The organism is Flavobacterium indicum GPTSA100-9 = DSM 17447, from assembly GCF_000455605.1.
Taxonomy (GTDB): Bacteria; Bacteroidota; Bacteroidia; order Flavobacteriales; family Flavobacteriaceae; genus Flavobacterium; species Flavobacterium indicum.
Genome location: NC_017025.1, coordinates 926726 through 953317 on the forward strand (window position 1 = coordinate 926726; position 26592 = coordinate 953317).

General features: G+C 33.1%; 22 protein-coding genes. 13 read left to right on the forward strand and 9 right to left on the reverse strand.

The features are described 5' to 3' along the window. The 3 genes from KQS_RS04095 to rimK are packed head-to-tail and all read right to left on the reverse strand — an operon-like array spanning nucleotide 1 to nucleotide 2060. On the reverse strand, nucleotides 1–186 hold the full coding sequence (locus KQS_RS04095) for a hypothetical protein (RefSeq protein ID WP_014387946.1): 186 nt from the start codon (nucleotides 184–186) through the stop codon (nucleotides 1–3). Then, complete coding sequence (locus tag KQS_RS04100; RefSeq protein ID WP_014387947.1) at nucleotides 187–696, reverse strand: DUF421 domain-containing protein; 510 nt, start codon at nucleotides 694–696, stop codon at nucleotides 187–189. After that, nucleotides 693–2060 (reverse strand): 30S ribosomal protein S6--L-glutamate ligase, encoded by a 1368-nt coding sequence (rimK, locus tag KQS_RS04105; RefSeq protein WP_014387948.1) that lies wholly within the window; start codon nucleotides 2058–2060, stop codon nucleotides 693–695. Before rimK ends, KQS_RS04100 begins: the two co-directional genes overlap by 4 nt. 84 nt (nucleotides 2061–2144) lie before the next feature. Between rimK and KQS_RS04110 the strand changes: the two genes are divergently transcribed. Next, nucleotides 2145–2531, forward strand: coding sequence for a DoxX family membrane protein (locus tag KQS_RS04110; protein ID WP_014387949.1), 387 nt, complete (start codon nucleotides 2145–2147; stop codon nucleotides 2529–2531). A 51-nt stretch (nucleotides 2532–2582) separates the two neighbouring features. Here KQS_RS04110 and lpdA read toward each other — a convergent pair whose 3' ends face one another. Then, the gene (gene lpdA / locus KQS_RS04115; RefSeq protein ID WP_014387950.1) at nucleotides 2583–3986 is read right to left on the reverse strand and encodes a dihydrolipoyl dehydrogenase; all 1404 of its coding nucleotides are present in this window, start codon (nucleotides 3984–3986) and stop codon (nucleotides 2583–2585) included. A gap of 97 nt (nucleotides 3987–4083) precedes the next feature. Continuing rightward, on the reverse strand, nucleotides 4084–4548 hold the full coding sequence (locus KQS_RS04120; RefSeq protein WP_014387951.1) for an Lrp/AsnC family transcriptional regulator: 465 nt from the start codon (nucleotides 4546–4548) through the stop codon (nucleotides 4084–4086). A 190-nt stretch (nucleotides 4549–4738) separates the two neighbouring features. Here KQS_RS04120 and KQS_RS04125 point away from each other — a divergent pair, with 190 nt between their 5' ends. The 3 genes from KQS_RS04125 to KQS_RS04135 all read left to right on the forward strand — a co-directional run bounded on the left by KQS_RS04125 (nucleotide 4739) and on the right by KQS_RS04135 (nucleotide 10142). Then, complete coding sequence (locus KQS_RS04125) at nucleotides 4739–5941, forward strand: aminotransferase class I/II-fold pyridoxal phosphate-dependent enzyme (RefSeq protein ID WP_014387952.1); 1203 nt, start codon at nucleotides 4739–4741, stop codon at nucleotides 5939–5941. A gap of 111 nt (nucleotides 5942–6052) precedes the next feature. Next, nucleotides 6053–8221, forward strand: a complete 2169-nt coding sequence (locus tag KQS_RS04130) for a S9 family peptidase (protein WP_014387953.1) — start codon at nucleotides 6053–6055, stop codon at nucleotides 8219–8221. Between the two features lie 247 nt (nucleotides 8222–8468). Next, nucleotides 8469–10142, forward strand: a complete 1674-nt coding sequence (locus tag KQS_RS04135) for an RluA family pseudouridine synthase (RefSeq protein ID WP_014387954.1) — start codon at nucleotides 8469–8471, stop codon at nucleotides 10140–10142. Between the two features lie 347 nt (nucleotides 10143–10489). Here KQS_RS04135 and hutI read toward each other — a convergent pair whose 3' ends face one another. Next, nucleotides 10490–11737: an imidazolonepropionase gene (gene hutI / locus KQS_RS04145; RefSeq protein WP_014387956.1), complete on the reverse strand. Its 1248-nt coding sequence runs from the start codon at nucleotides 11735–11737 to the stop codon at nucleotides 10490–10492. Between the two features lie 48 nt (nucleotides 11738–11785). On the opposite strand from hutI, the gene corA reads away from it, so the two are divergent. From corA to arsB, 6 genes are all read left to right on the forward strand, one after another. Continuing rightward, the gene (gene corA / locus KQS_RS04150; RefSeq protein ID WP_014387957.1) at nucleotides 11786–12856 is read left to right on the forward strand and encodes a magnesium/cobalt transporter CorA; all 1071 of its coding nucleotides are present in this window, start codon (nucleotides 11786–11788) and stop codon (nucleotides 12854–12856) included. Between the two features lie 122 nt (nucleotides 12857–12978). Continuing rightward, the gene (locus KQS_RS04155; protein WP_014387958.1) at nucleotides 12979–13302 is read left to right on the forward strand and encodes an ArsR/SmtB family transcription factor; all 324 of its coding nucleotides are present in this window, start codon (nucleotides 12979–12981) and stop codon (nucleotides 13300–13302) included. A 120-nt stretch (nucleotides 13303–13422) separates the two neighbouring features. Continuing rightward, nucleotides 13423–13896, forward strand: a complete 474-nt coding sequence (locus tag KQS_RS04160; RefSeq protein WP_014387959.1) for a DUF6428 family protein — start codon at nucleotides 13423–13425, stop codon at nucleotides 13894–13896. Next, complete coding sequence (locus KQS_RS04165; protein ID WP_014387960.1) at nucleotides 13896–14522, forward strand: class I SAM-dependent methyltransferase; 627 nt, start codon at nucleotides 13896–13898, stop codon at nucleotides 14520–14522. The genes KQS_RS04160 and KQS_RS04165 overlap by 1 nt, the downstream gene beginning before the upstream one ends. Further along, nucleotides 14515–15135, forward strand: coding sequence for an arsenate-mycothiol transferase ArsC (locus tag KQS_RS04170; protein ID WP_014387961.1), 621 nt, complete (start codon nucleotides 14515–14517; stop codon nucleotides 15133–15135). The genes KQS_RS04165 and KQS_RS04170 overlap by 8 nt, the downstream gene beginning before the upstream one ends. After that, nucleotides 15132–16160 carry an ACR3 family arsenite efflux transporter gene (gene arsB, locus KQS_RS04175; protein ID WP_014387962.1) on the forward strand — a complete coding sequence of 343 codons (1029 nt, stop codon included), beginning with the start codon at nucleotides 15132–15134 and terminating at the stop codon, nucleotides 16158–16160. Before KQS_RS04170 ends, arsB begins: the two co-directional genes overlap by 4 nt. Before the next feature lie 212 nt (nucleotides 16161–16372). Here the strand turns inward: arsB and KQS_RS04180 are convergent, their stop codons facing one another. Together KQS_RS04180 and gyrA are read right to left on the reverse strand one after the other, a co-directional pair. Further along, nucleotides 16373–17452: a tetratricopeptide repeat protein gene (locus KQS_RS04180; RefSeq protein ID WP_014387963.1), complete on the reverse strand. Its 1080-nt coding sequence runs from the start codon at nucleotides 17450–17452 to the stop codon at nucleotides 16373–16375. Between the two features lie 48 nt (nucleotides 17453–17500). Then, nucleotides 17501–20044: a DNA gyrase subunit A gene (gene gyrA / locus KQS_RS04185; protein WP_014387964.1), complete on the reverse strand. Its 2544-nt coding sequence runs from the start codon at nucleotides 20042–20044 to the stop codon at nucleotides 17501–17503. A 239-nt stretch (nucleotides 20045–20283) separates the two neighbouring features. Between gyrA and KQS_RS04190 the strand changes: the two genes are divergently transcribed. Together KQS_RS04190 and KQS_RS04195 are read left to right on the forward strand one after the other, a co-directional pair. Continuing rightward, nucleotides 20284–22827, forward strand: coding sequence for an ATP-dependent Clp protease ATP-binding subunit (locus tag KQS_RS04190; protein ID WP_014387965.1), 2544 nt, complete (start codon nucleotides 20284–20286; stop codon nucleotides 22825–22827). Nucleotides 22828–22962: 135 nt separating this feature from the next. Continuing rightward, on the forward strand, nucleotides 22963–23883 hold the full coding sequence (locus KQS_RS04195) for a DUF4349 domain-containing protein (protein ID WP_014387966.1): 921 nt from the start codon (nucleotides 22963–22965) through the stop codon (nucleotides 23881–23883). A 37-nt stretch (nucleotides 23884–23920) separates the two neighbouring features. Here the strand turns inward: KQS_RS04195 and KQS_RS04200 are convergent, their stop codons facing one another. After that, nucleotides 23921–25579, reverse strand: coding sequence for an amino acid permease (locus tag KQS_RS04200; RefSeq protein ID WP_014387967.1), 1659 nt, complete (start codon nucleotides 25577–25579; stop codon nucleotides 23921–23923). 331 nt (nucleotides 25580–25910) lie between these two features. On the opposite strand from KQS_RS04200, the gene KQS_RS04205 reads away from it, so the two are divergent. Then, a complete protein-coding gene (locus KQS_RS04205; RefSeq protein WP_014387968.1) occupies nucleotides 25911–26546 on the forward strand; it encodes a peroxiredoxin in 636 nt (211 codons plus the stop codon). Nucleotides 26547–26592 lie beyond the last annotated feature (46 nt).

Below are 26592 nucleotides of genomic sequence, written 5' to 3' on the forward strand. Positions count from 1 at the left end.
TTATTTATTTTTTATTTTGATAATGTGAAGTAATAACATGCCACCAATAACAATCTCAATAACAAATGAAATTCCCATGATGTAATTTGCAATTGGCAGTTTTTGTGTTTTTAAATAAGCACCTAAAATCATCAATGTACTTGCAATAATGATAATTATTAATGAAGTTTTGGTAAATTTATCCATTTATAATTCGTTCAGTGTTTTGTGAATTTTTCGTTTATGATGTGTTTGTTTTAAATCATTTTCACCCGTAATTATACTAATGTTTCCATCGATTTCAAACATCGCTAATTTTACATTTTTGTGGTTTTCAACACCATGTTCTCTAATTGCTTCGTCTAAATCGTCGGAAGTGATGCCTAATTTTGCTAGTGTTTTGTATTCAACTTTTCCATCGTGAATTAAAATCTGGGGTTTGCTTAAAACCAATTCTTTTATGAATTTAGATTTGTTTATGAAACTTTTTAGCAAATAATTCATTAAAAAAAGAACAAATGCAGCAAGAATTCCTCCTTCGAGTGATGTATTACTGCCAACCATAGCATTTTGAACCGAATTACTGATCAATAAAATTAAGACAATATCGGCAGAATTTAATTGAGATAATTCTCTTTTTCCAAAAATACGCAACGCGAGTACCATGAATAAATAAACGGCACCACTTCTAAGTATAATGTCTACATAAGGATTCATGAATGGAATTTAAAATTCTTTTCAATGGCCTTGATCATTTCTCCTGCAATATCTTTTTGAGTTGCCCCTTCAATTCCTTCTAGTCCTGGCGAAGAATTTACTTCCAATAATAACGGGCCTTTACTCGAACGTATAATATCAACACCTGCTACTCTTAAATTCATTGCTTTTGCTGCTCTAATGGCAATTTTCTTTTCTTCGGAAGTCACTTTTACAATAGAAGCGGAACCTCCCATATGAATATTAGCTCTAAATTCACCCGGAGCAGCTTCTCGTTGCATGGCCGCCACTACCTTTCCGTCTACAACAAATAAACGCAAGTCTTTTCCGTTAGCTTCTTTGATGAATTCTTGAACGAGAATATTGGCGTTTAAACTCTTAAATGCATTGATTACCGATTCAGCTGCTTTTTTTGTTTCAGCTAAAACTACACCTTTTCCTTGAGTACCTTCGAGTAGTTTTACAATTAAAGGCGAGCCACCTACCATTTTAATTAAATCATCAGTATCTAGCGGTGAATTAGCAAAACCAGTAGTTGGAATGTCAATTCCATTATTTAAAAGCAATTGTAAAGAATATAATTTATCTCTAGATTGTGTAATGGCTGAAGCGCTATTTAATGCAAAAACTTTTAGAGCTTCAAATTGTCGGGTTAATGCACAACCATAATAGGTCATACTAGGTCTAATTCTAGGGATAATAGCATCAAAATCATTTAAAACTAAACCGCCTCTATAATGAATTTCCGGATTTGAGGCACTCAATTTCATATAGCAATATTTCAAGTTTAAAAAATGCATTTCGTGGCCACGCATTTCTCCAGCTTCAATTATTCTTTTGTTGCTATAAAGTTCTGGATTGCTGGCTAACAATCCAATTTTAAGACCTTTCTTTTTAAAATCATTATAGTAGTATTCCTTTAAACTTTCTGAACTAGGTTGTCCAAGTTCAAATCTTCTTTCGGGATCAACAATTAATCGGCCAACCATGGCTTCTCTTCCCAACAACATTCTATATCCCATAGAATCTCGATTAGTCAAAGTTAATTCTATGGTAAAATTATGTTCGCCAAGTTTCAATTCCGTTCTAATTACATACCTTTTTTCTCTGGTTCCACTTGAACTTTTTACAATTCTTTGGTCAATTAGTTGGGCTTCACAATGAATGATCGATTTTGAATTGTTTTGAATTGGATTGATATCAAAACGCAACCAATCTACATTGTTTTTTTGAAATATCTTTATGTTAATAGCATGTAAGGCAGATGTTTTAGCTCCTGAGTCGATTCTTGCTTTGATAGCAGGAATTCCAAGTTGTGGGAAAGCACACCATTCTTCGCTTCCTATAAGTGTTTTGTCTTGCATGGGATGTAATTTTAAATCTAAAATACTACATTTTTTTATTTTTTACTATCTTTAAAATAATTAACCAAAAATAAATTTAGAATTATGAAAATTGCTACATTAATTGTAAGATTGCTTTTAGGAGCCATGATGCTTTTTGCGTCCATTAGATATTTCTTTAATTTAGGAGGTAATCAACCGCAGCCGACTGGTGATATGGCTATTTTGATGGCTGGTTTTGTGGCGTCTAAATATATTTTCCCGGTTGCGAAAATAGTAGAATTATTCGCTGGATTAACTTTAGTAACAGGTAAATTTGATAAATTAGGAGTGGTGTTGCTTATGCCTATTTCTATTAATATTTTTTTAATTCATGTAGTGGTTTCTAAATCAGATATACTAATGGCTGCGGCAGTGTTGATTGCTAATGTGTTTTTACTTTATGCGAACTGGAATAGTTATAAACATTTATTTGAATGGAATACTAAATAAAGCAAAAAGCCCAACTTACTAGTTGGGCTTTTTTATTTGGTTTAAAATATTTTAAACATGTAAAGCTCTGTTTCCAGTAGCTGCTAAAGCCGCTTCTTTAATTGCTTCGGCAAAAGTAGGATGTGCATGTGACATTCTTGAAATGTCTTCAGCACTGGCTCTAAATTCCATAGCAGTCACAGCCTCAGCGATTAAATCGGCACAACGAGCACCAATCATATGAACACCTAATACTTCGTCGGTTTTTGCATCGGCTAATATCTTAACAAATCCATCAATATCACCTCCAGCTCTTGCTCTACCTAAAGCTCTAAAAGGGAAACTTCCAGCTTTGTAAGCTACACCAGCTTCTTTTAATTGTTCTTCTGTTTTACCAACAGCGGCAACTTCTGGCCAAGTGTAAACAACACCAGGTATTAAGTTGTAATCAATATGAGGTTTTTGACCCGCTAAATATTCAGCAACTAATACACCTTCTTCTTCAGCTTTGTGGGCTAACATAGCACCACGAACAACATCACCAATTGCATAAATATTTGAAACAGAAGTTTGTAAATGGTCGTTCACTTCAACCTGACCTCTGTCTGTTAATTTAACTCCAGCTTTCTCTGCATTTAATCCTTCTGTGTATGGTTTTCTTCCAACTGATACTAAAGAATAATCACCCTCTAAAGTAATGATTTCGCCTTTTGCATTTTCAGCCTTCACAACTACAGCATCACCGTTTCTTTCCACCGATTGAACTTTGTGCGAAGTGTAGAATTTCATGCCTTGTTTTTTCAATACTTTAGTCAATTCTTTAGACAAAGCAGCGTCCATTCCAGGTATAATTCTATCCATGAATTCAACAACTGAAACTTGAGCGCCTAATCTTAAATAAACTTGACCTAATTCAATTCCGATAACCCCACCTCCAATGATTACAAGGTGTTTAGGAACTTCTTTTAATTTCAATGCTTCGGTAGAAGTAATAATTCTTTCTTTGTCTATTGTAATAAAAGGTAAAGAGGAAGGTTTTGAACCTGTAGCTATAATAATATTTTTTGATTCAATTATTTCAGTAGAACCATCATTTTTTGTGATTTTTACTGAAGTAGCACTTTCAAATGATCCTACACCTTCAAATACAGTAACATTGTTTTTATCCATTAAGAACTTAACACCACCACTAGTCTGATCAACCACGGCTTGTTTACGTTCAATCATTTTAGTTAAGTTTACTTTTACATCACCCGAAACCTCAATTCCGTGATCTGCAAAATGTTGCAATTCTTCATAATGATGAGAAGAAGCTAACAAAGCTTTTGAGGGAATACAACCTACGTTTAAGCAAGTTCCACCTAAAGTAGGGTATTTTTCTATAATTGCAGTTTTGAAACCTAATTGTGCGCATCGGATAGCTGAAACGTATCCTCCAGGCCCTGAACCAATAATGGTTACATCAAATTGACTCATAATAATATATGTAGTTAAATGTTTGTTGATAATTTAAAATACAAAAGTAAAGTTTTTTAAATTAATAACCTTATGTAAATTTGGTAAAATAATATACTTAATAACTGAATTTGTATGAAGTTGTGTTTTTAACTTCTCCAATCATAAAAGTACTGTGTGAACTTCCAATGTGTTTTAATGAAGTTAATTTATTTACCATAAAATCACGATACGTTTCCATATCTTTTACACAAATTTTAAGAATGTAGTCGTAATCTCCACTCACATGGAAGCATTCTAAAACCTCAGGTAGATTGACTACCTCGGCTTCGAATTCATTAATGATTTCTTTGTTGTGTTTTACCAATTTAACATGGCAAAGCGCCACAAATCCTTTTTCGATTTTGTTTCGGTCTAATAATGCAACATACTTGTTAATTAGTCCTTCACGTTCTAGTTTTTTAATTCTTTCATATACAGCAGTAACAGAAAGATTTAACTTTAACGACAACTCTTTGGTTGTCATTTTTGCATCTGCTTGCAAAAGTTCAAGCAGTTTTTTGTCAATAATGTCTAAGTTCATTGTTGTTGTGGTTTGTAGTTTTCGTCCGTAAAAATAACTAAAAAAAATTAATATTTTTTTTATTTCAAGATTAAAATTCTGTTAAAAGTTAAATAGAAAGAAAAATAAACTAAAAAACAAACCAAGTATTGAAAAATAATATACAAAGTAAGAAATTTGAAAAAAATAACACAAACTTTAAACTTTTTTTATGTCACAATTTAACCCCGCAGATAAGATACAAGATTTGCAATATTTTGGTGAATTCGGAGGAGTAAATCCTTCTATTTCTGATAGTTCAACCTACACCTTTTTGTCAGCCAAAACCATGTTTGATACCTTTGAAGGTAATGCAGAAGGATGTTACTTGTATTCTAGACATTCTTCTCCAATGAATTTATACTTGGGTCAGGCATTAGCCGCTATGGAAGGAACAGAAGCTGCAAATGTAGCTGCTTCAGGAATGGGCGCAATAACACCGGTATTGTTGCAATTATGTGGTGCTGGTGATCATATTGTTTCCAGCAGAACTATTTATGGTGGAACGTATGCGTTTTTGAAAAATTTTACTCCTAAATTTAATATTTCTACCACTTTTGTAGATATTACAAAATTAGATGTAGTGGAAGCTGCCATTACTCCAAATACAAAAGTATTGTACTGTGAAACGGTTAGTAATCCTTTATTAGAAGTAGCCGATATCGAAAGTTTAGCTAAGTTGGCCAAAAAACACAATATTAAATTAGTTGTTGATAATACTTTTTCACCTTTATCTGTTGCGCCTGTTCAATTAGGTGCTGATGTTGTTATTCATAGTTTAACTAAATTCATCAACGGTAGTAGTGATACTGTTGGAGGTGTAATTTGTGGTACCCAACAATTTATTGATGATTTAAGAAATGTGAATAATGGGGCCAGTATGTTGTTAGGTCCAACAATGGATAGTTTACGTTCAGCAAGTATATTGAAAAATTTAAGAACGTTACATATTCGTATGAAACAACACAGTCATAATGCCATGTATTTATCACAAAAGTTTGAACAAGACGGACTAAAAGTGGTGTATCCAGGATTAGAAAGTCATCCTAGTCATAATTTATATAAAGGAATGATTAATCCGGAATATGGTTTTGGAGGTATGATGACAATTGATGTTGGTTCGTTAGACAAAGCAAACGAGTTGATGGAATTAATGCAAAATAAAAATCTTGGGTATTTGGCCGTAAGTTTAGGATTTTATAAAACGTTGTTTAGTGCACCAGGGACTTCTACCTCTTCTGAAATTCCATTAGAAGAACAAAAAGAAATGGGATTAACAGATGGATTAATCAGAATGTCAATTGGTTTAGATAATGATATTGAACGCACTTATCAAATGATGAAAGCTTGTATGAACGAGTTAGGTATTTTATAAAACATTTGATGTAGTAGTTTGGACTGTCCGATTCAGTAATGAATCGGATTTTTTTTGTAACAAATTTGCATTATTCAACACTAATTGTGCATTAACACTAGTAATTTTATAATGAAAAAATACGTTTTTAGTTTTCTTTTAATTGGAAGTATTGCTTTTGCTCAAAAATTGACAATAGAAGAAACAGTAATGGGGCCAAGAAAATATGCTTCAAAAACATTATCCGCGTCTCAATGGAGAAAAGATTCTAAAGCAATCACTTACCTAAGTGCAGACTTTTCTAATTTAATGGAAAAAAGTGCTTCTACTAATTGGACAGAAGCTACTTTGGTATCTAAGGCTGAATTAGAATCGGCTCTTAAGACTAAAATTTCAGGAGATGAATTTACCTTACGTTCGTTTCCTATGGTTCATTGGAAATCTAAAAATACTTTTGAAACAGAACTAGCAGGAAAAAATAAAAATTACAACATTATATTTGATGTTGAAACAAAGCAAATCACCAAAGCTGTTGCGTATCCAAATGACGGTTCAGAAGCAACTTTTGCCTCTAATAATCAGGTAGCTTGGTTAAAAGGAAATAATATTCAGATTACCTTAGCTGATGGAAAAACAATTGCAGTTACTAACGATGAAAATTCTGGAATTGTTAATGGATCGGGTTATGTGCACCGTCAAGAATTTGGTATTGATAAAGGAATGTGGTGGAATGAAACGGGAACCCAATTGGCTTATTACCGTAAAGACGAAACTATGGTGGCTAATTATCCACTAACGAATTGGAATGAACGTGAAGCCGTAAATAAAGACATTAAATACCCTATGGCGGGTATGACTAGTGAAAATGTAACGGTAGTTGTTTACGATGTAGCTTCGGGTAAAAAAGTAACGATTCAAACCGGTGAACCTAAAGAACAATATCTAACTATGGTTTCTTGGGAACCAACAGGGAAGTTTATCTTTATTGGTGTTTTAAACCGTGAACAAAATCATTTAAAATTCAATAAATATAATGCTTCAACAGGTGTTTTCGTAAAAACTTTGTTTGAAGAAAAGGCAACAACTTGGGTAGAACCACAACATGCGATTACGTTTGTGCCAAACAATCCCAATCAGTTCATTTATCAAACGGATTTTTACGGATATAACCAAATGTATTTATATTCAACCGATGGGAAGTTAATTAAAAACTTAGGATATAAGGATGTGGTGGTGACCGATTTACTTGGGTTTGATGCGACTAATTCAAAAATTAATTATATCGGAACTGCAAATAATGGATTAGACCGTCAATTGTATCAAGTTGATTTAAAATCAGGAAAAACGTTCCAATTAACAACAGTTTCGGGTACGCACAATGCTTCGGTTTCTTCTGACGGGACCATGATTTTAGACCAGTACAGTAATGCAACTACACCTAATGAAATTTCTATTTTGAATGTTAAAAACAAAATGGCAAATACTACTTTAGTTAAAGCAGATAATCCTTTTGCAGGGAAAATTGATTTACCTAAAATTGAATTGGTCACTTTAACTTCTGCCGACGGTAAAACACCTTTAAACGGAAGAATCATTTATCCTGCAAATTTTGATGCTACTAAAAAATATCCTGTAATGGTTTATTTGTACGGAGGGTCTCATGCGCAATTGGTCACTAACAAATGGTTGTCGGGTGCAGGGTATTTCGATATTTATATGGCGCAACAAGGGTATGTGGTATTTACCATGGATAACAGAGGTAGTGACGCTCGTGGAAAGAAATTTTGTGAAGTAAATCACCGTCAACTTGGGGTAAATGAAATGGCTGATCAAATGGAAGGGATAAAATTCTTAAAATCAAAAGCATTTGTAGATGCTGATAAAATTGGCGTTTTTGGATGGAGTTTTGGCGGATTTATGTCTACTTCATTGATGACAGCTCAAGCTGATACCTTTAAAGTAGGTGTTGCGGGCGGACCGGTTATCGATTGGAAATATTACGAAATTATGTACGGAGAGCGTTATATGGATACACCGCAAGAAAATCCGGAAGGATACGCTAAAACATCCTTGTTAGATAAAGCTAAGAACTTAAAAGGAAGATTGTTAATCATTCATGGGGCTCAAGATCCTGTAGTGGTACAACAACACAGTATGAACTTTATTGAAGCTTGCATTAAGGCCGGTAAACAAGTGGATTACTTTTTGTATCCAAACCATGAACACAATGTAAGTGGTAGAGATCGTATTCATATGTATGCAAAAATCGCTGATTATTTCGATACACATTTGAAGAAATAAGTCAATTAGTCAATGTTAATTTGATTACATATATTTTAAGAAATCCGTTTACTAAAAAGTAGGCGGATTTTTTTATGGGCGTGCCACAAGGAAAAAATGTCGTTTGTTAACTCATTTTTTCCTAGTGTCGGGCTTTCGCTACTCGCATCCCTTCGGGCGTGCTCAAACAAACCGCTCTATCCCTCACGCACTATCGAATTAAGTAGACAATTGCTGTTGTTTTGATATTAAATTTTATCTTTGCCTCATGCAAACACCCCTACTTTTTCAATCATTTAAAACCAACATATCAGGAATTACTTTACCTGAAAAATTCACGTTTCCGTTTTATTATCAACCTCATGAACTGAGTTTAATCGCAGCGCAAGAATTACAAGAATATCTTGAAAACCAAACCGATTTTGAGCATAATTTTGGATTAAAAGAAGGACAGGAAGGATTAATCATTGGAAAAATGTTTGGGGTTTTGGTGTGTCAAAATCAACACGGTGCAATCGGTTATTTATGGGCTTTTTCAGGTAAACTAGCTGGAGTGAATCATCTGCCTTATTTTGTACCAACTGTTTTTGATATGCTAGACGAAAATGGTTTTTTTCGTAAAGAGGAAGACGTCATCAGCGCTATAACTGAAAAAATAGAAAGCTTAGAGCAAGCTCCAGAATTTTTAGCATGTCAACAAAAATTCGAGAGAGAAACGGCACTTGCGGCTACTTGTATTGCTGAACAAAAAGAGAAAATACAATCTCAAAAACAAATTCGAAACGAACAACGCGCTACCTTCGATAGAGCAAACCAACCCTTACTTTATCATATTATGGAAGTGAGTTGGAGTAATGAAAGTATCAAAGAAAAAGTTTTGTTGAAAAACATGACTAAGTATTTTGACTATCGTTTGCAGGAATTAAAAGGGAAGTATGATCAATATATTCAAGAAATAAATGATTTAAAGGAATTGCGTAAACAGAAATCAGCAGCTTTACAAAAGTTGTTGTTTGCAGAATACGCTTTCTTAAATGTTGAAGGAAAAACAAAAAGTTTAGGCGAAATATTTGACGATAATCCTCCCGCTGGAGCAGGGGAGTGTGCCGCGCCAAAGTTATTGCATTATGCCTTTGAACACCAATTAAAACCCATTGCAATGGCTGAGTTTTGGTGGGGGCAATCTCCGAAATCTGAGGTGCGTAAGCATAAACAATTTTACCCGGCTTGCCGAAGAAAATGTGAACCTATATTGATGGGACATATGTTGCATGGTTTACTTATGGATGAAAATCCGCTTATTGAAAATCAGGCTCACGGTAGAGATATCGAAATTGTTTATGAAGATGAGGTGATGTTGGTAATTAATAAACCCATAGAGTTTTTATCGGTCCCAGGTAAAACTATTACCGATTCCGTTTACCATCGAATTAAAGAAAAGTATCCAGAAGCAACAGGTCCTATAATTGTTCATCGCTTGGATATGTCTACGTCTGGAATAATGCTAATTGCCAAAGATGAACCGACTTATGTGAAATTGCAAAGTCAGTTCATCCATCGCACTATCAAAAAGAGATATGTAGCTTTATTGGACGGGATTGTTAAACAACCATCCGGTTTTATTGATTTGCCATTACGCGTAGATTTAAATGATAGACCACGACAATTGGTGTGTTATGAACACGGCAAGCCTGCTCAAACCCATTTTGAAGTTCTTTCCATAAAAAACAAACAAACCCGTATTCATTTTTACCCTATAACAGGCAGAACGCACCAATTGCGCATGCATGCTTCTCATGAATTGGGTTTGAACGCACCAATAGTAGGTGATGATTTATACGGAACCAAAGCCAATCGTTTGCATTTACATGCGGAGTGGATTCAGTTTGATCATCCAGTTTCTGGAAAACGTATGGAGATTTTAGTAGAAGCGGATTTTTAGGTTTTACCGCAAAGACGCAAGGATACAAAGACACAAAGTTTTACACACAGTTTGTCATGCTGAAAGCATCTCAAAAAAATATTTTAGACTCTTTCAGAGAGACAAACGTTGTGGTTGTTTTTAAGTTTCCATATTTTATATATACAGGATATTAGGATAATTAATAAAGCAAAAATCAGCAAATAGTTAATTGTCAATTGATCATCAATTTCAGAATCAACATCAATTTTCTGAGTTTTTCCAAAATACATCAAAAAAGAAACAGATAGAAGATAAAACAAACCAACTATAGTTGAAATTAATAAGACTATGTATAAGGTTAATTTTGTTTTCATCCGTTTAATCCGTTAAATCTGCGTACCAAATTTTTTCCCCTCCAACCACACACTCTCAATCAAATTTGTAGCAAAGCAATACGGAATTTCATAATAAGAGTGTAAAGGTTTTGTTAGGATAAAATTCGCTTTTTTACCACGAGTGATACTGCCGTGTGTGTCACTTAAATCCATGGCGTAAGCCCCGTTGATAGTAGCCGCATTAATAGCTTCTTCAGGTGTCATTTTCATTTTTATACAAGCGGTCGCTACCACAAAATGCATATTTCCAGATGGGGTTGTGCCTGGATTAAAATCAGAAGCTAAAGCTAAAGGTAAACCAGCATTTAATAGTTGGCGCGCCGGAGTGTAAGGAATACTTATAAAATAAGAACAACTTGGTAAAGCCACAGGAATACAATCCGAGTTCTTTAAAGCTTCTATATCGTCTTCTGTAACCAATTCTAAATGATCCACGCTTAACGCTCCATGATCTACACAAGCCTTTATACCTCCAATGGCTGTAAATTGATTGACATGAATTTTAGGTGTTAAACCATATTTCTTACCGGCTTCCATGATTTGAATGGTTTCCTCTACACTAAAATAACCTGTTTCTAAAAAGGCATCGATGTAATCAGCTAAATTCTCTTTAGCGATGGCAGGTAGCATTTCAGAAATGATTAAATCGATATAGGCTTGATGGTTTTCTTTGTATTCCATAGGAAAAGCATGGGCGCCAAGAAAAGTAGCTTTTATAGCAACAGGATAATTTTCTTTTAATCGTTTAATAACACGTAACATTTTCAGTTCCCCTTCAACCGTTAAACCATAGCCCGATTTAATTTCTACTGCACCCGTTCCTTGTGAAATAACCTCTTCCAATCTTTTTTTAGATTGTTCATATATTTCTTCTTCAGAAGTTTCGTTTAATTTTTTAGCCGAATTTAATATGCCACCGCCGCGATTTGCAATTTCTTCGTAAGATAGGCCATTAATTCGATCTACAAATTCACCACTACGATTGCCTGCATAAACAATATGTGTATGACTATCACAAAAACTTGGTAATACAATTTTACCAGAACAATCAACCACATTCATCCCTTCTAAAGATGGAGCATTTTCCATCTTACCATAATCCATAATTACATCATTTTCAAGAAGTAAATAGGCGTTTTCAAGTAATGGTAAATTGGCCATTTCAGCCCCAGATACTTTATGAATTGGTGTGTCTCGTACTTGAAGTAATTGTTTGATATGAGTAAGTAGTGTTTGCATTCGTTTTCGTTATATTTGTAAAGCATAAAAGTAAATATTTTAATCGAAGTGCGAAAGTTGTTGTATAAAAAAGGAAGAAAAGTAGTGCCTACACTTTTGGAATATACGGGAAATCATAAAGAGACTAAGCCCGAAATGCAATTGTTTGTTTACGATACGGAGTCTTTATCGGAGTATCAAGACATTCATATTGGTCAGATTGATAAGCATTTAGAGCAAAATAAAAATAATTGGTTGAACCTTCATGGGTTGAATGATATTCATTTGGTAAAAGAATTAGGTGCGAAATTTCAGATTGATGATTTTATTTTAAGTGATATTTTAAATATTCTAAAGCGTTCCAAAATAGACGAATACCATCATACGTTGTTCTTTAATATTAAGTCCATTTTACCAGTACGAAATTCCAATTCCATTGATATGGAACAAATTAGTTTCATTTTACGAGATGGTTTTTTGTTTTCCTTTCAAGAGAAATCGAGTGATTTTTTCACACACATCAGGGAACGTTTACGTCAACATGCTGGTATAGTTCGTGATAAAAAAGTAGATTATTTATTGTATTTGTTGCTCGATGCGGTAATGGAAAATTTTTACATTACGATAGAGAATGAAGAACATAAAATTGACCAAATTATTGATTTAGCCAAGACTACTACTTCTCAAAAAATATTGGAAGATATTGAAATACACAGAGATAACCTAAATTTTTTACGCCGTTCTATAGTTCCTTTGCGTGATTCTTTATATTCGATTAAAAGTATGAAAGACGATGATGTTTTCAATGCTATTGCACCTGAAAATTATTCCTTCTTTGCACGTTTACATCAAAAATGTTTAGAATTATTAGATCAAATTGATGCCGATTTGTATTCGTTAGAAGCTGCTTCTAGTTTTTATTTTTCTATGCAAAGTCATAAGATGAATGAAGTCATGAAAACCCTTACTGTGGTTTCGGTGTTTTTTATGCCGTTGACATTTATAGTGGGCGTCTATGGAATGAACTTTGATAATATGCCGGAACTGCACTGGAAGTATGGTTATTTTATTATAATTGCAGTTATGTTTTTGCTTTTAATTGGAATGATTATCTATTTCAAAAAACGGAAATGGTATTAATACCCACTTCTTTAGTAATTTATTAAAGAATTTAAAATATTTCCCGCAAGCGTTTTTTTTTGTGGGAATTGTTTTTTTATTCGGATTATTATCGTAATATTGCAATATATAAATATAACGATATGGGGATTACAAAATCAGATGCTTTTACGCAGGAGCAGAATGAGTTAGCGAATTTAATGAAGGCGATGGCGCATCCGGCAAGGGTGGCTATAGTGCAATATTTATTGAAAGTAGATACTTGTATCTGTAATGATATTGTAAATGAATTGCCCTTGGCACAAGCGACCATTTCGCAACATTTAAAAGAATTGAAAAGTGCTGGAATCATTCAAGGTACGGTTGAAGGAAAATCGATTTGTTATTGTTTAAATAAAGATACGTTTTCAAAAATTGGCCGTTATTTTATGGGGGTTTCTATTAAGTTAGAAAATAAATGTTGTTAGTGAATTGAAAAACAAGGCGTCTTTTGTAAACGGGGTTGAAGCAAAGTACCGTGTACTGCGGAAAACCCGAAGTTAAATGTGCTGAAATTATAAATGTCTTTTTCTAAAAAATAAAATTATATGTTATTATCTGAATTAATTTATCAATTGCAAGATTTAAAAGAATTAAATTTTGTTTTGCCCGACGGAAGTTTGGTGCCTTCTCATTTTCATATTACAGAAATGGGTTTTATTGCTAAAAAATATACGGATTGTGGAAATACTTTTCGTGAAGAAAATTATTTTACGTTTCAATTGTGGTATGCGGGTGATGTGGAACATCGATTGACCTCGGAGAAATTTTTAAAAATTATTACTTCGATTATTGAAAAACAGGGTGGGGAAGATGCTGAGGTGCTAGTGGAATACCAAATGGAAACGACAATTGGTAAATTTAAATTGGATTTTTTTGCTGGTAATTTTGCGTTAATTGGAACTCAAACCACCTGTTTAGCGAGTGATCATTGTGGAATTCCAGAAGAGAAAATGAAAGTTTCTTTGAAAGAATTACAAGCAAAAACGAGTTGTTGTACACCTAATTCGGGTTGTTGTTAATGGATAAAAAAGCGCATTGGGAAAAAGTTTTTGAAACGAAAGCCCAAAATGAGGTGAGTTGGTACCAGCCGAATCCTAAAACTTCGGTTGCTTTTTTTGTGGATAATGCTATTGCAAAAGAGGCCAAAATCATTGAAGTTGGTGGAGGAGATAGTTTTCTGGTTGATGAATTATTGCAGTTAGGATATAAAAATATTACAGTATTGGATATTTCTGAAAATGCAATTCTTCGTTTGAAAGAAAGATTAGGTGAAAAAGGAAAAGAGGTGACATTTATAGTGTCGGATATTTTGAATTTTAAGACTACTGAAAAATTTGATGTTTGGCATGATAGAGCCAGTTTTCATTTTTTAATAAATCCGGAAGAGGTTGCTTTATATGTGCAAAAGGCCAAAGAATTTACTTCAGAAAATGCCTTATTGTTTATGGGGACTTTTTCAGACAAGGGGCCTTTAAAATGTAGTGGATTGGGAATAAAACAATATTCTGAAGAGCGTTTTGAAAACGTTTTTTTAGGATTTGAAAAGGTAAAATGCTTTAAAGAAGATCATCACACTCCTTTTAACACGACTCAGAATTTTATATTTTGTGAATTTAAAAAAAACAAGTTTATGCCTTATGTTTGATACGTTACAAGAAAAAATAAATCAAATTGCAACAGTTGCAGTATCTGAAGAAAGAAAAGAAATGTTAGACGTTTTAGTTGAATATATACAATCTAAAGTCGATTTAAACGAAGAAATCCGATTGAACTTCATTTGTACGCATAATTCAAGAAGAAGTCATTTATCCCAAATTTGGGCACAAACCATGGCGTTTCATTTCGGAATCAAGCATGTATTTTGTTATTCGGGTGGGACAGAAACTACAGCGATGTTTCCTAAAGTTGGAGAAACCTTAGTAAACCAAGGATTTCAAATTCAGCAATTAAGTGAAGGAAAAAATCCCGTTTATGCGGTGAAGTTTGAGGACAATCAACATCCCATCATTTGTTTTTCCAAAGCGTATTTCGATCCTTTTAATCCGAAAAGCAACTTTGGCGCCATCATGACCTGCAATAATGCCGATGAAGGTTGTCCGATGGTTTTTGGTGCAGAAGTACGATTTCCAATCAAATATGACGATCCAAAAGCTTTTGACGGAACGGATGTAATGAATGAAAAATATGCAGAACGTAGTTTACAAATTGCATCTGAAATGCATTATGTATTCTCACAAATTAAAAAATACTATAAATGAAAAAAAGATTAGGATTTTTAGACCGCTATTTAACTTTATGGATTTTCTTAGCGATGGTAGTTGGAGTAGGAATAGGTTATTTTATTCCCAATTCAGCTGATTTTATCAATTCTTTTTCCTCTGGAACAACGAATATTCCATTAGCAATTGGTTTGATATTAATGATGTATCCGCCCTTAACTAAAATCGATTTTTCAAAAGTGCCTCAAATGTTGGAAAAGCCAAAGTTGCTATCCGCTTCGTTTTTTATCACTTGGATTGTAGGGCCGTTTTTAATGTTTTTATTGGCAACGTTCTTCTTAAAAGACTATCCAGAATACATGACGGGGTTAATTATCATCGGAATTGCGCCTTGTATTGCCATGGTAATTGTTTGGAATGAACTAGCTGAAGGAAATAGAGAATTAACCGCGGGTTTAATCGGAATCAATAGTTTATTACAAGTGTTTTTTTTCAGTTTGTATGCCTATTTTTATTTAGCAATATTATTGCCTTTGTTTGGTATTCAAGGATTAGAATTAACTATTACCGTTGCAGAAATTGCTAAAACGGTTGGGATTTATTTAGGGATTCCGTTTGTATTAGCTGTAATGAGTCGTTTTGCGATTAAAAAGTATTTGGGAGATAAATTTTTCAATCAGAAATTCATTCCATTTGTTTCACCAATTACTTTGATAGCGCTACTTTTTACCATTGTTGTCATGTTCAGCTTAAAAGGAGAAATGATTGTGGATTTACCATTAGATGTGGTTAGAATTGCTATTCCATTGATGGTTTACTTCGCTATAATGTTTTTCTTGATGTTCTTTGTTGCTAAGAAAATTGGAGCTGATTATAGAGACACAGTTGCATTATCGTTTACTGCTTCTGGAAACAATTTTGAATTGGCAATAGCAGTTTCCATCGGTGTATTCGGAATTAATAGCGGACAAGCTTTTGCAGGTGTTATCGGACCTTTAGTGGAAGTTCCGGCGTTAATAATTTTAGTAAATGTAGCGTTTTGGTTGAAAAGTAAGTATTTTTAAAATTTTGTGAACTAATTTAAATTGGGTTGACTTAATTTTATTTTTTGAATTTATGCTGTTTTGCTATTTCAACTGTTCATAATTACTCAATGGCTTTGTTGTACTACTTTTGAGATAGCGAGTTTTTTAACTACTACTTGGGGCTACATAATTAGTCAATCTTTTTAAAATAGGTTATAAAAAAAATCCCCAACCGAAGTTGAGGATTTGTACTATTTAATCATAGCTGCTTTATCTTTCATACCTAAAATGTCGTAAGTCACTTTTAAGATTTCTTTAGTATCAGTATTGTTAACATCTAACTGATGGGCTTTTTCAAAATAAGGTAAAGCTGCTCTAAATAAATCTTTACGTTTATTTGTAAGTTCCTTATATTTTTTATCGTCTTTTAAATTGGCATTAATTTCCTCTACGATTTTAGCATCATCAGAAATCATTAAATAGCCGACATTATATTGTAAAGCTGCATTATTAGGGTTTTTATCTAATATTGAAGCAATTTTACTTTTATAAGTAGTTAAATCATTTGTATGATAATAACAATTAGCTTCATTGATTTGTGCTTCTAAATCACTTGGATTTAATTTAATATAAGCGGCATAATCTTTCTTCGCTTGTTCGTAATTTTTTGTTTCTAATGCAATAGCGGCTAATAATTTAGCTACTTCAACTTCATTTGTTTGAAACTTTTTTGTGCCTGTACCAGCAAAACCTACAGACTGAATTTCTCTGTATAATTTATCTCCCAAGTTATAATCACCTGCTTGAACAGCTAAAATTGCAGCGTTTTCTAAATTAGCAACATCTGAATTGTCCAACTGATACATACTGTAAAAAATATCACCTGCTTCTTTGTATTTTTTCATGCTATTTAATGTTGTAGCTGATTGTTGCAACATTGGCATGAACCAAGTTAAAGTTTCTTTAATATCGTCGGTATATACTTTTTTACCTGATTTAGCTTCAAAATCTAAAGTGTATTTTAATCCTTGAACCAAATTTTTTAAAGTGGTTGGATTCATTACTCTGGCAATTTGAGCGGGTGTAGGCTGTTGTCCAAAAGTTGATAATTCTAATAGAGGAGACATGGCTTTATAAAAAGTAACCGAAGTTTTGTCTTCATCTGTAGCAGCAACGCTTTCTAATTTTAATAAAGCTCCCTTGAATTGATTGAATTCTTCGGTAGTTAAAGCATCTTTAGCATAAAGCTTTTTTAAGTTTTTTAATTCGTCTTTTTGAGCGAATGTAGCCATTGCAGTTAATAGTGCTACACTTAAAATAAATTTTTTCATTTGTTGTTTTATTTTAAAAAAGCCCAAACTGAATTGGGCTTAAAATTTTTATTCTTGAGTTTCAGAATCTGGAGTGCTATCCAAATCCGTGCCATCGTTTTCTATATCATCGATAGTTTCTTCTTCATCTTCACGCATTACTTTTGTTACCGCTGCAATAGAATCGTTGCCTTTGATGTTAATTAAACGAACACCTTGCGTTGCTCTACCCATGATACGTAAGTCTGAAACTTTCATTCGAATGGTTAGACCCGATTTGTTGATGATCATTAAATCATCTTCATCCGTAACATCGTTAATCGAAATCAATTGACCTGTTTTATCGGTGATGTTTAATGTTTTCACACCTTTTCCACCACGATTTGTGATACGGTATACATCTTCTCCATCTTCGTCAACTACTTTAGTACGTTTACCGTAACCATTTTCCGTAACTACTAAGATTTGAGAATCATTAACATGATCTTTATCGATAGACACTAATCCAATAACTTCATCTTTGTCATCGGCAAGTGTTATACCTCTAACACCAGAAGCGGTTCTACCCATTGGACGTGTTTTTTCTTCCTCGAAACGAACTAATTTACCTGATTTAACTGCAATCAAAACTTGGCTATTTCCAGTTGTTAATTTTGCTCCGATTAATTCATCGTCTTCTTTAATTGTAATAGCGTTAATTCCGTTTTGACGTGGACGAGAATATTGTTCTAAAGGCGTTTTCTTAACTTGACCTTGTTTCGTTGCCATGATTACATAATGGCTATTGATGTATTCTTCGTCTTTTAAGTCTTGTGTACAGATAAACGCTTTAACTTTATCGTCTTGTTCAATATTGATTAAGTTTTGAATAGCTCTACCTTTACTAGCTTTACTTCCTTCAGGAATTTCGAACACACGCATCCAGAAACATTTTCCTTTTTGTGTAAAGAATAATAAATATTGGTGGTTTGTTGCTACAAACAAATGCTCTAAGAAATCTTGATCACGTGTTGCTGATCCTTTTTGTCCTACACCACCTCTGTTTTGTGTTTTATATTCTGATAATGAAGTACGTTTAATGTAACCCGCATGTGAAATTGTAATGACTACATTTTCATCGGCAATTAAATCTTCAATACTCACATCGCCACCAGAATATTCAATTTGAGAACGACGTGCATCTCCGTATTTATCTCTAATTTCAGTTAACTCATCTTTGATTAATTGCATTCTTAGCTCTTTACTAGCTAATAATTCTTTTAAACTTGCAATTAATTTCATGATTTCTTCATATTCTGCTCTTAACTTGTCTTGTTCTAGACCTGTTAATTGACGTAAACGCATTTCAACAATCGCACGTGCTTGAATTTCAGATAATTTGAAACGTTCAATTAATTTTGCTCTAGCTTCATCGCCATCTTTAGAGCCTCTAATTAACGCAATTACTTCATCTATATTATCAGAAGCAATGATTAAACCTTCTAAGATGTGCGCGCGCTCTTCGGCTTTTCTTAAATCAAATTGCGCTCTTCTAACTACCACATCATGACGGTGCTCCACAAAATAATGAATCAAATCTTTTAGATTCAACATTTGAGGTCTTCCGTTAACTAATGCAATGTTGTTAACACTGAAAGAAGATTGTAATTGTGTATATTTATAAAGTGTATTTAAAACAACATTTGGTACTGCATCACGTTTTAATTCATAAACGATACGCATCCCGTTTCTGTCAGATTCATCACGAATAGTTGAAATACCTTCGATTTTTTTCTCGTTAACTAAATCAGCCGTTTTTTTGATCATTTCGGCTTTATTCACTTGATAAGGAATTTCAGTAACTATAATAGATTCGCGTCCATTTACTTCTTCAAAACCAGCTTTGGCACGCATTACAATTCTACCTCTACCGGTTTTGAACGCTTCTTTTACCCCTTCATAACCATATATAATACCACCTGTTGGGAAATCTGGAGCTTTAACTATTTTAATTAAATCGTCAATTTCAATTTCATTATTATCTATGTAGGCTAAGGTACCATCTACTACTTCCGTTAAATTGTGCGGAGGCATATTGGTTGCCATACCTACAGCAATACCCGAAGCTCCATTAATCAATAAATTAGGAACTTTTGTTGGCAATACTTTAGGCTCTTCTAACGAGTCGTCAAAGTTCAATTGAAAATCAACCGTTTCTTTTTCAATATCGGCTAACATTTCTTCAGATATCTTTTGCATTCTGGCTTCGGTATAACGCATAGCTGCTGGGCTATCCCCGTCTACTGAACCAAAGTTACCTTGACCGTCTACCATTAAATATCGTAAACTCCATTCTTGAGCCATACGTACCATGGCATCATAAACAGATGAATCTCCGTGAGGGTGGTACTTACCTAAAACTTCCCCAACAATTCTGGCTGATTTCTTGTAAGCTCTATTTGAAAGAACGCCTAACTCATACATCCCATATAACACCCTTCTGTGTACTGGTTTTAAACCGTCTCTTACATCTGGAAGTGCCCTTGATACAATAACCGACATCGAATAATCGATGTAGGCTGACTTCATTTCGTCTTCAATGTTAATAGGAATTAACTTTTCTCCGTCTGACATATATTATTAAAATTTTACTCGATTTATAAAACGTGCCAATATACAATATTTTGGACTTTTAAGAAGAAAAAAAATCAATAAAATTGAAATATTTATCAACAATTTGAGCCTGTTTTTTTAATAAATAAAAAGCTGTCAAATTTTCATATTTCGATTTTTTTTTGTCAATTAGCAAAAGTTAGCACAATAGTTGCAGATACTTACTTAAATTAGTATTTTTACAAGAGATTAAATGATTTATGGAAGATAATTTTTCACCTAGAGTTAAAGATGTTATTTTTTATAGTAAAGAAGAAGCATTGCGTTTAGGTCATGATTTTATAGGTACAGAGCATCTTATACTTGGTTTGCTTAGAGATGGAAATGGAAGTGCAATGGATATACTGAATTCAATGCAGATTAACTTTGATGTATTACGTAAAAAAGTTGAGATTCTTAGTCCGGCAAATCCAACTAGCACTGTCAGTAATGATAAAAAGAATTTACACTTAACAAGACAAGCTGAAAGAGCTTTAAAATATACTTTTTTAGAAGCCAAATTATTCAATACGACTTCAATTAGTACGGCTTTATTGTTGTTATGTATTTTAAAAAACGATAATGACCCTACTACAAAATTGTTGAATAAACTTAAAATTAATTATGATAACGTAAAAGAACTGTATATGAATATGAGCGAAAACGAAGATATACTAAAAAATACACCTCGAGCAGAATCATTTGACGACTCGGGAGATGAAGGATTTAAAGATAGTGGAATGAGTTCATCGAGTAATAGTGGTAATAAAACAACAAAAAAATCAAAAACTCCAGTATTAGATAATTTTGGTAGAGATTTAACTGAATTGGCAGAAGAAGGGAAGTTGGATCCTGTTGTTGGACGTGAAAAAGAAATTGAGCGTGTTTCTCAAATTTTAAGTCGAAGAAAGAAAAACAATCCATTATTAATTGGAGAACCAGGAGTGGGTAAATCTGCAATTGCTGAAGGCTTAGCTTTAATGATTGTTAAGAAAAAAGTATCGCGTATTCTTTTCAATAAACGTGTAGTTACGCTTGATTTAGCGTCTTTAGTTGCTGGAACTAAATACCGAGGACAATTTGAAGAACGCATGAAAGCGGTAATGAATGAATTGGAAAAAAATGACGATATCATCCTTTTTATTGATGAAATCCACACTATTGTTGGTGCTGGTGGCGCTACAGGATCGCTAGATGCTTCTAACATGTTTAAACCAGCATTAGCAAGAGGGGAAATTCAATGTATCGGTGCTACAACATTAGACGAATACCGTCAATACATTGAAAAAGATGGGGCGTTAGAAAGACGATTCCAAAAAGTAATTGTGGAGCCAACTACGGTGGAAGAAACGATTACGATACTAAACAATATTAAAGGTAAATACGAAGATCACCACAATGTAATTTTTACACCAGAAGCCATTGAAGCTTGTGTGAAATTAACCAGTCGTTACATGACAGATCGTTTTTTACCAGATAAGGCAATTGATGCTTTAGATGAAGCAGGCTCAAGAGTTCACATCACAAATATTGAAGTGCCAAAACAAATTTTGGAACTTGAAAAGCAATTGGAAGAAGTTAGAGAACTAAAAAACTCAGTAGTTAAAAAACAAAAGTTTGAAGAAGCCGCTAAACTTCGAGATGATGAGAAAAAAATTGAAAAAGATTTAGCTATTGCGCAAGAAAAATGGGAAGAAGATTCTAAAAACAATAGGGTTACAGTAACGGAAGATAATGTCGCGGATGTAGTTTCTATGATGACTGGAATTCCTGTGAATCGTATTGCTCAAACAGAAAGTAATAAATTAGCAAAACTTCCAGATTTAATTAAAGGAAAAGTAATTGGACAAGATGAAGCTGTTCAAAAAATAGCAAAATCGATTCAAAGAAATAGAGCTGGATTAAAAGATCCTAACAAACCTATTGGTTCATTTATTTTCTTAGGTTCAACAGGTGTTGGAAAAACACAATTAGCAAAAGTATTAGCAAAGGAATTATTCGATTCTGAAGATGCTTTAGTGCGTATCGATATGAGTGAATACATGGAAAAATTTGCTATTTCAAGATTAGTTGGTGCGCCTCCAGGGTATGTAGGTTATGAAGAAGGTGGACAATTAACTGAAAAAGTAAGAAGAAAACCGTATTGTGTTGTACTTTTAGATGAAATTGAAAAAGCACACCCTGATGTGTTTAATATGTTGTTACAAGTATTGGATGATGGACATTTAACTGATAGTTTAGGTCGTAAAATTGATTTTAGAAATACAATAATTATTATGACTTCTAATATTGGCGCGCGTCAATTAAAAGACTTTGGACAAGGTGTTGGATTTGGAACATCAGCAAAAGTAGCTCAAACAGAAGAACACAATAAATCAGTCATCGAAAATGCTTTGAAAAAGGCTTTTGCACCAGAGTTTTTGAATAGAATTGACGATGTTATTGTATTTAATGCTTTAGAAAAACATGATATTGATAAAATCATTGATATTGAAATGGCTAAATTAGTCGCTCGTATCAAAGATTTAGGTTATGATTTAACATTGTCTGAAAAAGCAAAAGATTTTATAGCCGAAAAAGGATTTGATAAGCAATTTGGAGCTCGACCTTTGAAAAGAGCCATACAAAAATATGTTGAAGATGCTTTGGCGGAAGAAATTATTACTTCCAAAATAAATCAAGGCGATACCATCTTTATGGATTTAGATGAAACCGCTCAAGAGTTAACTATTAAAATAGAGAAAACTGAAAAACCTGCTAATTAGCAGGTTTTTTTTATGAATCATTTTTTTGGCACAGTTTTTAGTTAAGTTTAATTAATGAACCTTTGACTGAAATTTTGTTTATGAAGTAAAACTACCTACCAATCAATTTGTATTAACCTTTTTAAACAAAATTTTATGAAAAAAACTGTAATTGGGTTGGGCACTTTTGCCTTACTTATCCTAACTTTATTTGCTTGCAATAAAAAAGCAGAGGAAACACCTGGTGTTTCAGCAATGGATTTAAAAACTGTAGCTACTGATTCAGCAGCAGTAGAAGAAAAATCTATGTCGTCAATTGCGGCTGAAGTTGACAAAAACTCCAAACGACAATTCATTCAAACAGCCGATTTAAAATTTAAAGTAAAAAGTGTAACGGAATCTACATATAAGATTGAAAGTCTGACTAAAAAAGTAGGTGGATTTGTAACTTTATCCGAATTAAGAAGTACCATCATTAACAAAGACGAAACAAAAATTAGTCAAGACAGCACTTTAATTTCGACACAATTTGAAGTAAATAATATACTTTTACTTCGAGTTCCAAATATTAAACTCGACACCTTATTGCGCAGTTTAACTTCCGAAGTACAATTTTTAGATTATAGAGTTATAAAAGCTGATGATGTACAATTTCAATTATTATCGAAAGATCTCGCTTCTAAACGTGGAAAAAAACAAGCACAACGAATTGAAAATGCAATCAAAACCAAAGGAAAAAAATTAAAAGACATAACCGAATCAGAGCAACAATTAGGAGCAAAAGAATCTTCAATTGATGAAAATTATGTAGAAAAATTAGCATTAGAAGATCAAATAAATTTTAGCACCATAACCATTGAATTGTATCAAAATGAGCAAACTAAAAACGAAGTTATTGCCAATTCAAAAAACAGTACTGCATTTAGACCACATATAGGAATACAAATCCTAGACAGTCTACAATCGGGTTGGATTTTACTAGAAAACATCCTTTCTTTTTTAATCCAAATTTGGCCCTTAATTCTATTCGCAGCAATTGTATTCTATTTTAGAAATAAATTAAAAAGAAAAGAATAAAAAAACGCCACTATTTAGTGGCGTTTATAGTTATTGACTAAGCTTTATTCAGTTTACTGTTTTTATATCCGAATGAGAAATACACCACTAAACCAATTAATAACCATCCAAAAAACCACACCCAGTTAGAAACGGTCATACCTGTTAGTAAATAACAACACGATACTAAACCTAAAAGTGGAATTAAAGAGAAATTTTTAATGAATGATAATCCCGATAATACAAAACATAAAATATAGAAAATAATTAACGGTAAATTTATTGCTATTTTAGCATCACTAAAATCAAATAAATCTACAAAATACGTCGGAAATAAATAATGAATTAAAATCAATGAACACAAGTACATCGATGGAAATACAAACTTAGAATTGATATAAGGAATTCTAAATTTCCCTTTACTTTGCGCCATTTCTTCTTCACTTTGAGGCGATAAAACCAATACACCTCCACAAACTAAAACAAAAGCAAACAAAGTTCCAATACTTGTAAAGTCAAGCACCAAGGTTTCATCTGTAAAAAATATTGGTAATCCAACAACAATACCTGTTACAATGGTTGCGTAACTCGGAGTTTTATATTTCGGATGAATTTTAGAAAATCGACTTGGCATTAAACCGTCTCTACTCATGGTCATCCAAATACGAGGTTGCCCCATTTGGAAAACCAATAATACACTTGTCATCGCAACTACTGCTGCTATAGACACAATAAACAACATCCATTTGATGCCTTTAATAGCAAAAATTTCAGCTAATGGATCACTTACGCCCAACATTTCGTAAGAGACCATTCCCGTTAGAACCAAAGCCAAAATAATATATACAACCGTACAAGCAATTAAGGAATAAATCATTCCTTTAGGTAAATCTTGTTGTGGATTTTTACATTCTTCCGCTAGTGTTGATACGGCATCAAAACCAATGTAGGCATAAAAAACAGCAGAAACTCCAGCCATAACTCCTCCAAAACCATTTGGCATAAAAGGCGTCCAATTATCAATTTCTATATAAAAACAACCAACAATTATTACCAGTAGTATGATAGCCATTTTAATGATTACCATAGCATTACTAACATTTTTTGATTCTTGAGCCCCTCTGTAAACTAAATAAGTGATAATAACATTTATTAAAACAGCCGGTAAATCAAAAATGATTCGTAAATTCCCAATCATAGGAGCGGTAGTCCAAGCTGTTAATCCTTCACCTGCTTTGTTTGCTTCAAATGCAGCATGTGCAGATTGATAATTTATAGTTAACCAGTCTGGCAAATGAAGTCCAAATGTTTCCAGTAAATTAGTAAAATAACCACTCCAAGAAAAGGCAATGTAAATATTACCAATTGAGTATTCCATAATCAGGGCCCAACCTATAATCCATGCAAACAATTCACCAAAAGATACATATGCATAGGTATATGCACTACCTGAAACCGGAACACGAGAGGCGAATTCAGCATAACACATGGCAGTAAATCCACAAGCTATAGCACAAATGATATACAACAAAATAACACCTGGACCACCTGCAAAACAAGCATTTCCAATTGCACTGAATGTTCCACCACCTATAACTGCAGCAATCCCAAACAAGGTTAAATCCCTAACATTCAAAACCTTATTTAACCCAGAATGTTCCCCATCTCCTCCTTGTTTTAAAATAGTAGCTATTGATTTTTTTCTAAAAATATTCATGAATAGTTTGTTAATTTTAGTAAGTTTTTAGTTTTATCCTAAGAAAAGTATAGGAAAAGCAAATATATAATTATTATGCTAAAAGGAAACACTTTCAATTAAAATTGAGTTATTAATTTACCAACAAATAATTAATAAAATAATAACACAATAAACTAACATTTATCATAGACTTTTTAAACTCAATTGCTTAACTTTATATTATAAAATATCGATAGCTATAATTTATCAACATATAAATAATTATAATAAAAATATATTGAAATAGATATTTTTTTGGGTAATTTTGCATCGAAATAAAATATAAATCATAATCATAAAATAAGTAAACATGGCATTAGTAGGAAAAAAATTCCCGAACATCACAGTTGACGCTATCTCTGAAATGGGTGACAACTTAAGAATTAACGTTTTAGAAGAAGCAACAAAAAACAACAAAAAAGTTTTATTATTTTGGTATCCAAAAGATTTCACTTTTGTTTGTCCAACAGAATTACATGCTTTTCAAGCGGCTTTAGGTGAATTTGAAAAAAGAAACACTATTGTAATTGGTGCTTCTTGTGACACCAATGAAGTTCACTTTGCATGGTTAAATACTGCAAAAAATAATGGTGGAATTGAAGGAGTAACGTACCCTCTATTAGCAGATACAACAAGAAACTTATCTACAGCTTTAGGTATTTTAGAAGCTGAAGAAGTATTCAATGAAGAAACAGGTGATTATTTAATCGAAGGTTCAAATGTTACCTATCGTGCAACTTACTTAGTTGATGAAACGGGTGTAATTTTCCACGAAAGTGTAAACCACATGCCGTTAGGTAGAAACGTAAACGAGTACTTACGCTTAATCGATGCGTATACACACGTTCAAACTAAAGGTGAAGTATGTCCAGCTAACTGGGAAGAAGGTAAAGATGCAATGAAAGCGGATAGATCTAGTACAGCTGAATATTTAGCATCTCACTAAAATAATGTGTCAATTTTCAATGTGTCAATTAAACACTAATTGGCAC

Excerpts from the sequence above, each read along its gene's own strand:
- KQS_RS04095 (WP_014387946.1), bottom strand. The coding sequence starts at position 186 with ATGGATAAATTTACCAAAACTTCATTAATAATTATCATTATTGCAAGT.
- KQS_RS04100 (WP_014387947.1), bottom strand. The coding sequence starts at position 696 with ATGAATCCTTATGTAGACATTATACTTAGAAGTGGTGCCGTTTATTTA.
- rimK (WP_014387948.1), bottom strand. The coding sequence starts at position 2,060 with ATGCAAGACAAAACACTTATAGGAAGCGAAGAATGGTGTGCTTTCCCA.
- KQS_RS04110 (WP_014387949.1), top strand. The coding sequence starts at position 2,145 with ATGAAAATTGCTACATTAATTGTAAGATTGCTTTTAGGAGCCATGATG.
- lpdA (WP_014387950.1), bottom strand. The coding sequence starts at position 3,986 with ATGAGTCAATTTGATGTAACCATTATTGGTTCAGGGCCTGGAGGATAC.
- KQS_RS04120 (WP_014387951.1), bottom strand. The coding sequence starts at position 4,548 with ATGAACTTAGACATTATTGACAAAAAACTGCTTGAACTTTTGCAAGCA.
- KQS_RS04125 (WP_014387952.1), top strand. The coding sequence starts at position 4,739 with ATGTCACAATTTAACCCCGCAGATAAGATACAAGATTTGCAATATTTT.
- KQS_RS04130 (WP_014387953.1), top strand. The coding sequence starts at position 6,053 with ATGAAAAAATACGTTTTTAGTTTTCTTTTAATTGGAAGTATTGCTTTT.
- KQS_RS04135 (WP_014387954.1), top strand. The coding sequence starts at position 8,469 with ATGCAAACACCCCTACTTTTTCAATCATTTAAAACCAACATATCAGGA.
- hutI (WP_014387956.1), bottom strand. The coding sequence starts at position 11,737 with ATGCAAACACTACTTACTCATATCAAACAATTACTTCAAGTACGAGAC.
- KQS_RS04155 (WP_014387958.1), top strand. The coding sequence starts at position 12,979 with ATGGGGATTACAAAATCAGATGCTTTTACGCAGGAGCAGAATGAGTTA.
- KQS_RS04160 (WP_014387959.1), top strand. The coding sequence starts at position 13,423 with ATGTTATTATCTGAATTAATTTATCAATTGCAAGATTTAAAAGAATTA.
- KQS_RS04165 (WP_014387960.1), top strand. The coding sequence starts at position 13,896 with ATGGATAAAAAAGCGCATTGGGAAAAAGTTTTTGAAACGAAAGCCCAA.
- KQS_RS04170 (WP_014387961.1), top strand. The coding sequence starts at position 14,515 with ATGTTTGATACGTTACAAGAAAAAATAAATCAAATTGCAACAGTTGCA.
- arsB (WP_014387962.1), top strand. The coding sequence starts at position 15,132 with ATGAAAAAAAGATTAGGATTTTTAGACCGCTATTTAACTTTATGGATT.
- KQS_RS04180 (WP_014387963.1), bottom strand. The coding sequence starts at position 17,452 with ATGAAAAAATTTATTTTAAGTGTAGCACTATTAACTGCAATGGCTACA.
- gyrA (WP_014387964.1), bottom strand. The coding sequence starts at position 20,044 with ATGTCAGACGGAGAAAAGTTAATTCCTATTAACATTGAAGACGAAATG.
- KQS_RS04190 (WP_014387965.1), top strand. The coding sequence starts at position 20,284 with ATGGAAGATAATTTTTCACCTAGAGTTAAAGATGTTATTTTTTATAGT.
- KQS_RS04195 (WP_014387966.1), top strand. The coding sequence starts at position 22,963 with ATGAAAAAAACTGTAATTGGGTTGGGCACTTTTGCCTTACTTATCCTA.
- KQS_RS04200 (WP_014387967.1), bottom strand. The coding sequence starts at position 25,579 with ATGAATATTTTTAGAAAAAAATCAATAGCTACTATTTTAAAACAAGGA.
- KQS_RS04205 (WP_014387968.1), top strand. The coding sequence starts at position 25,911 with ATGGCATTAGTAGGAAAAAAATTCCCGAACATCACAGTTGACGCTATC.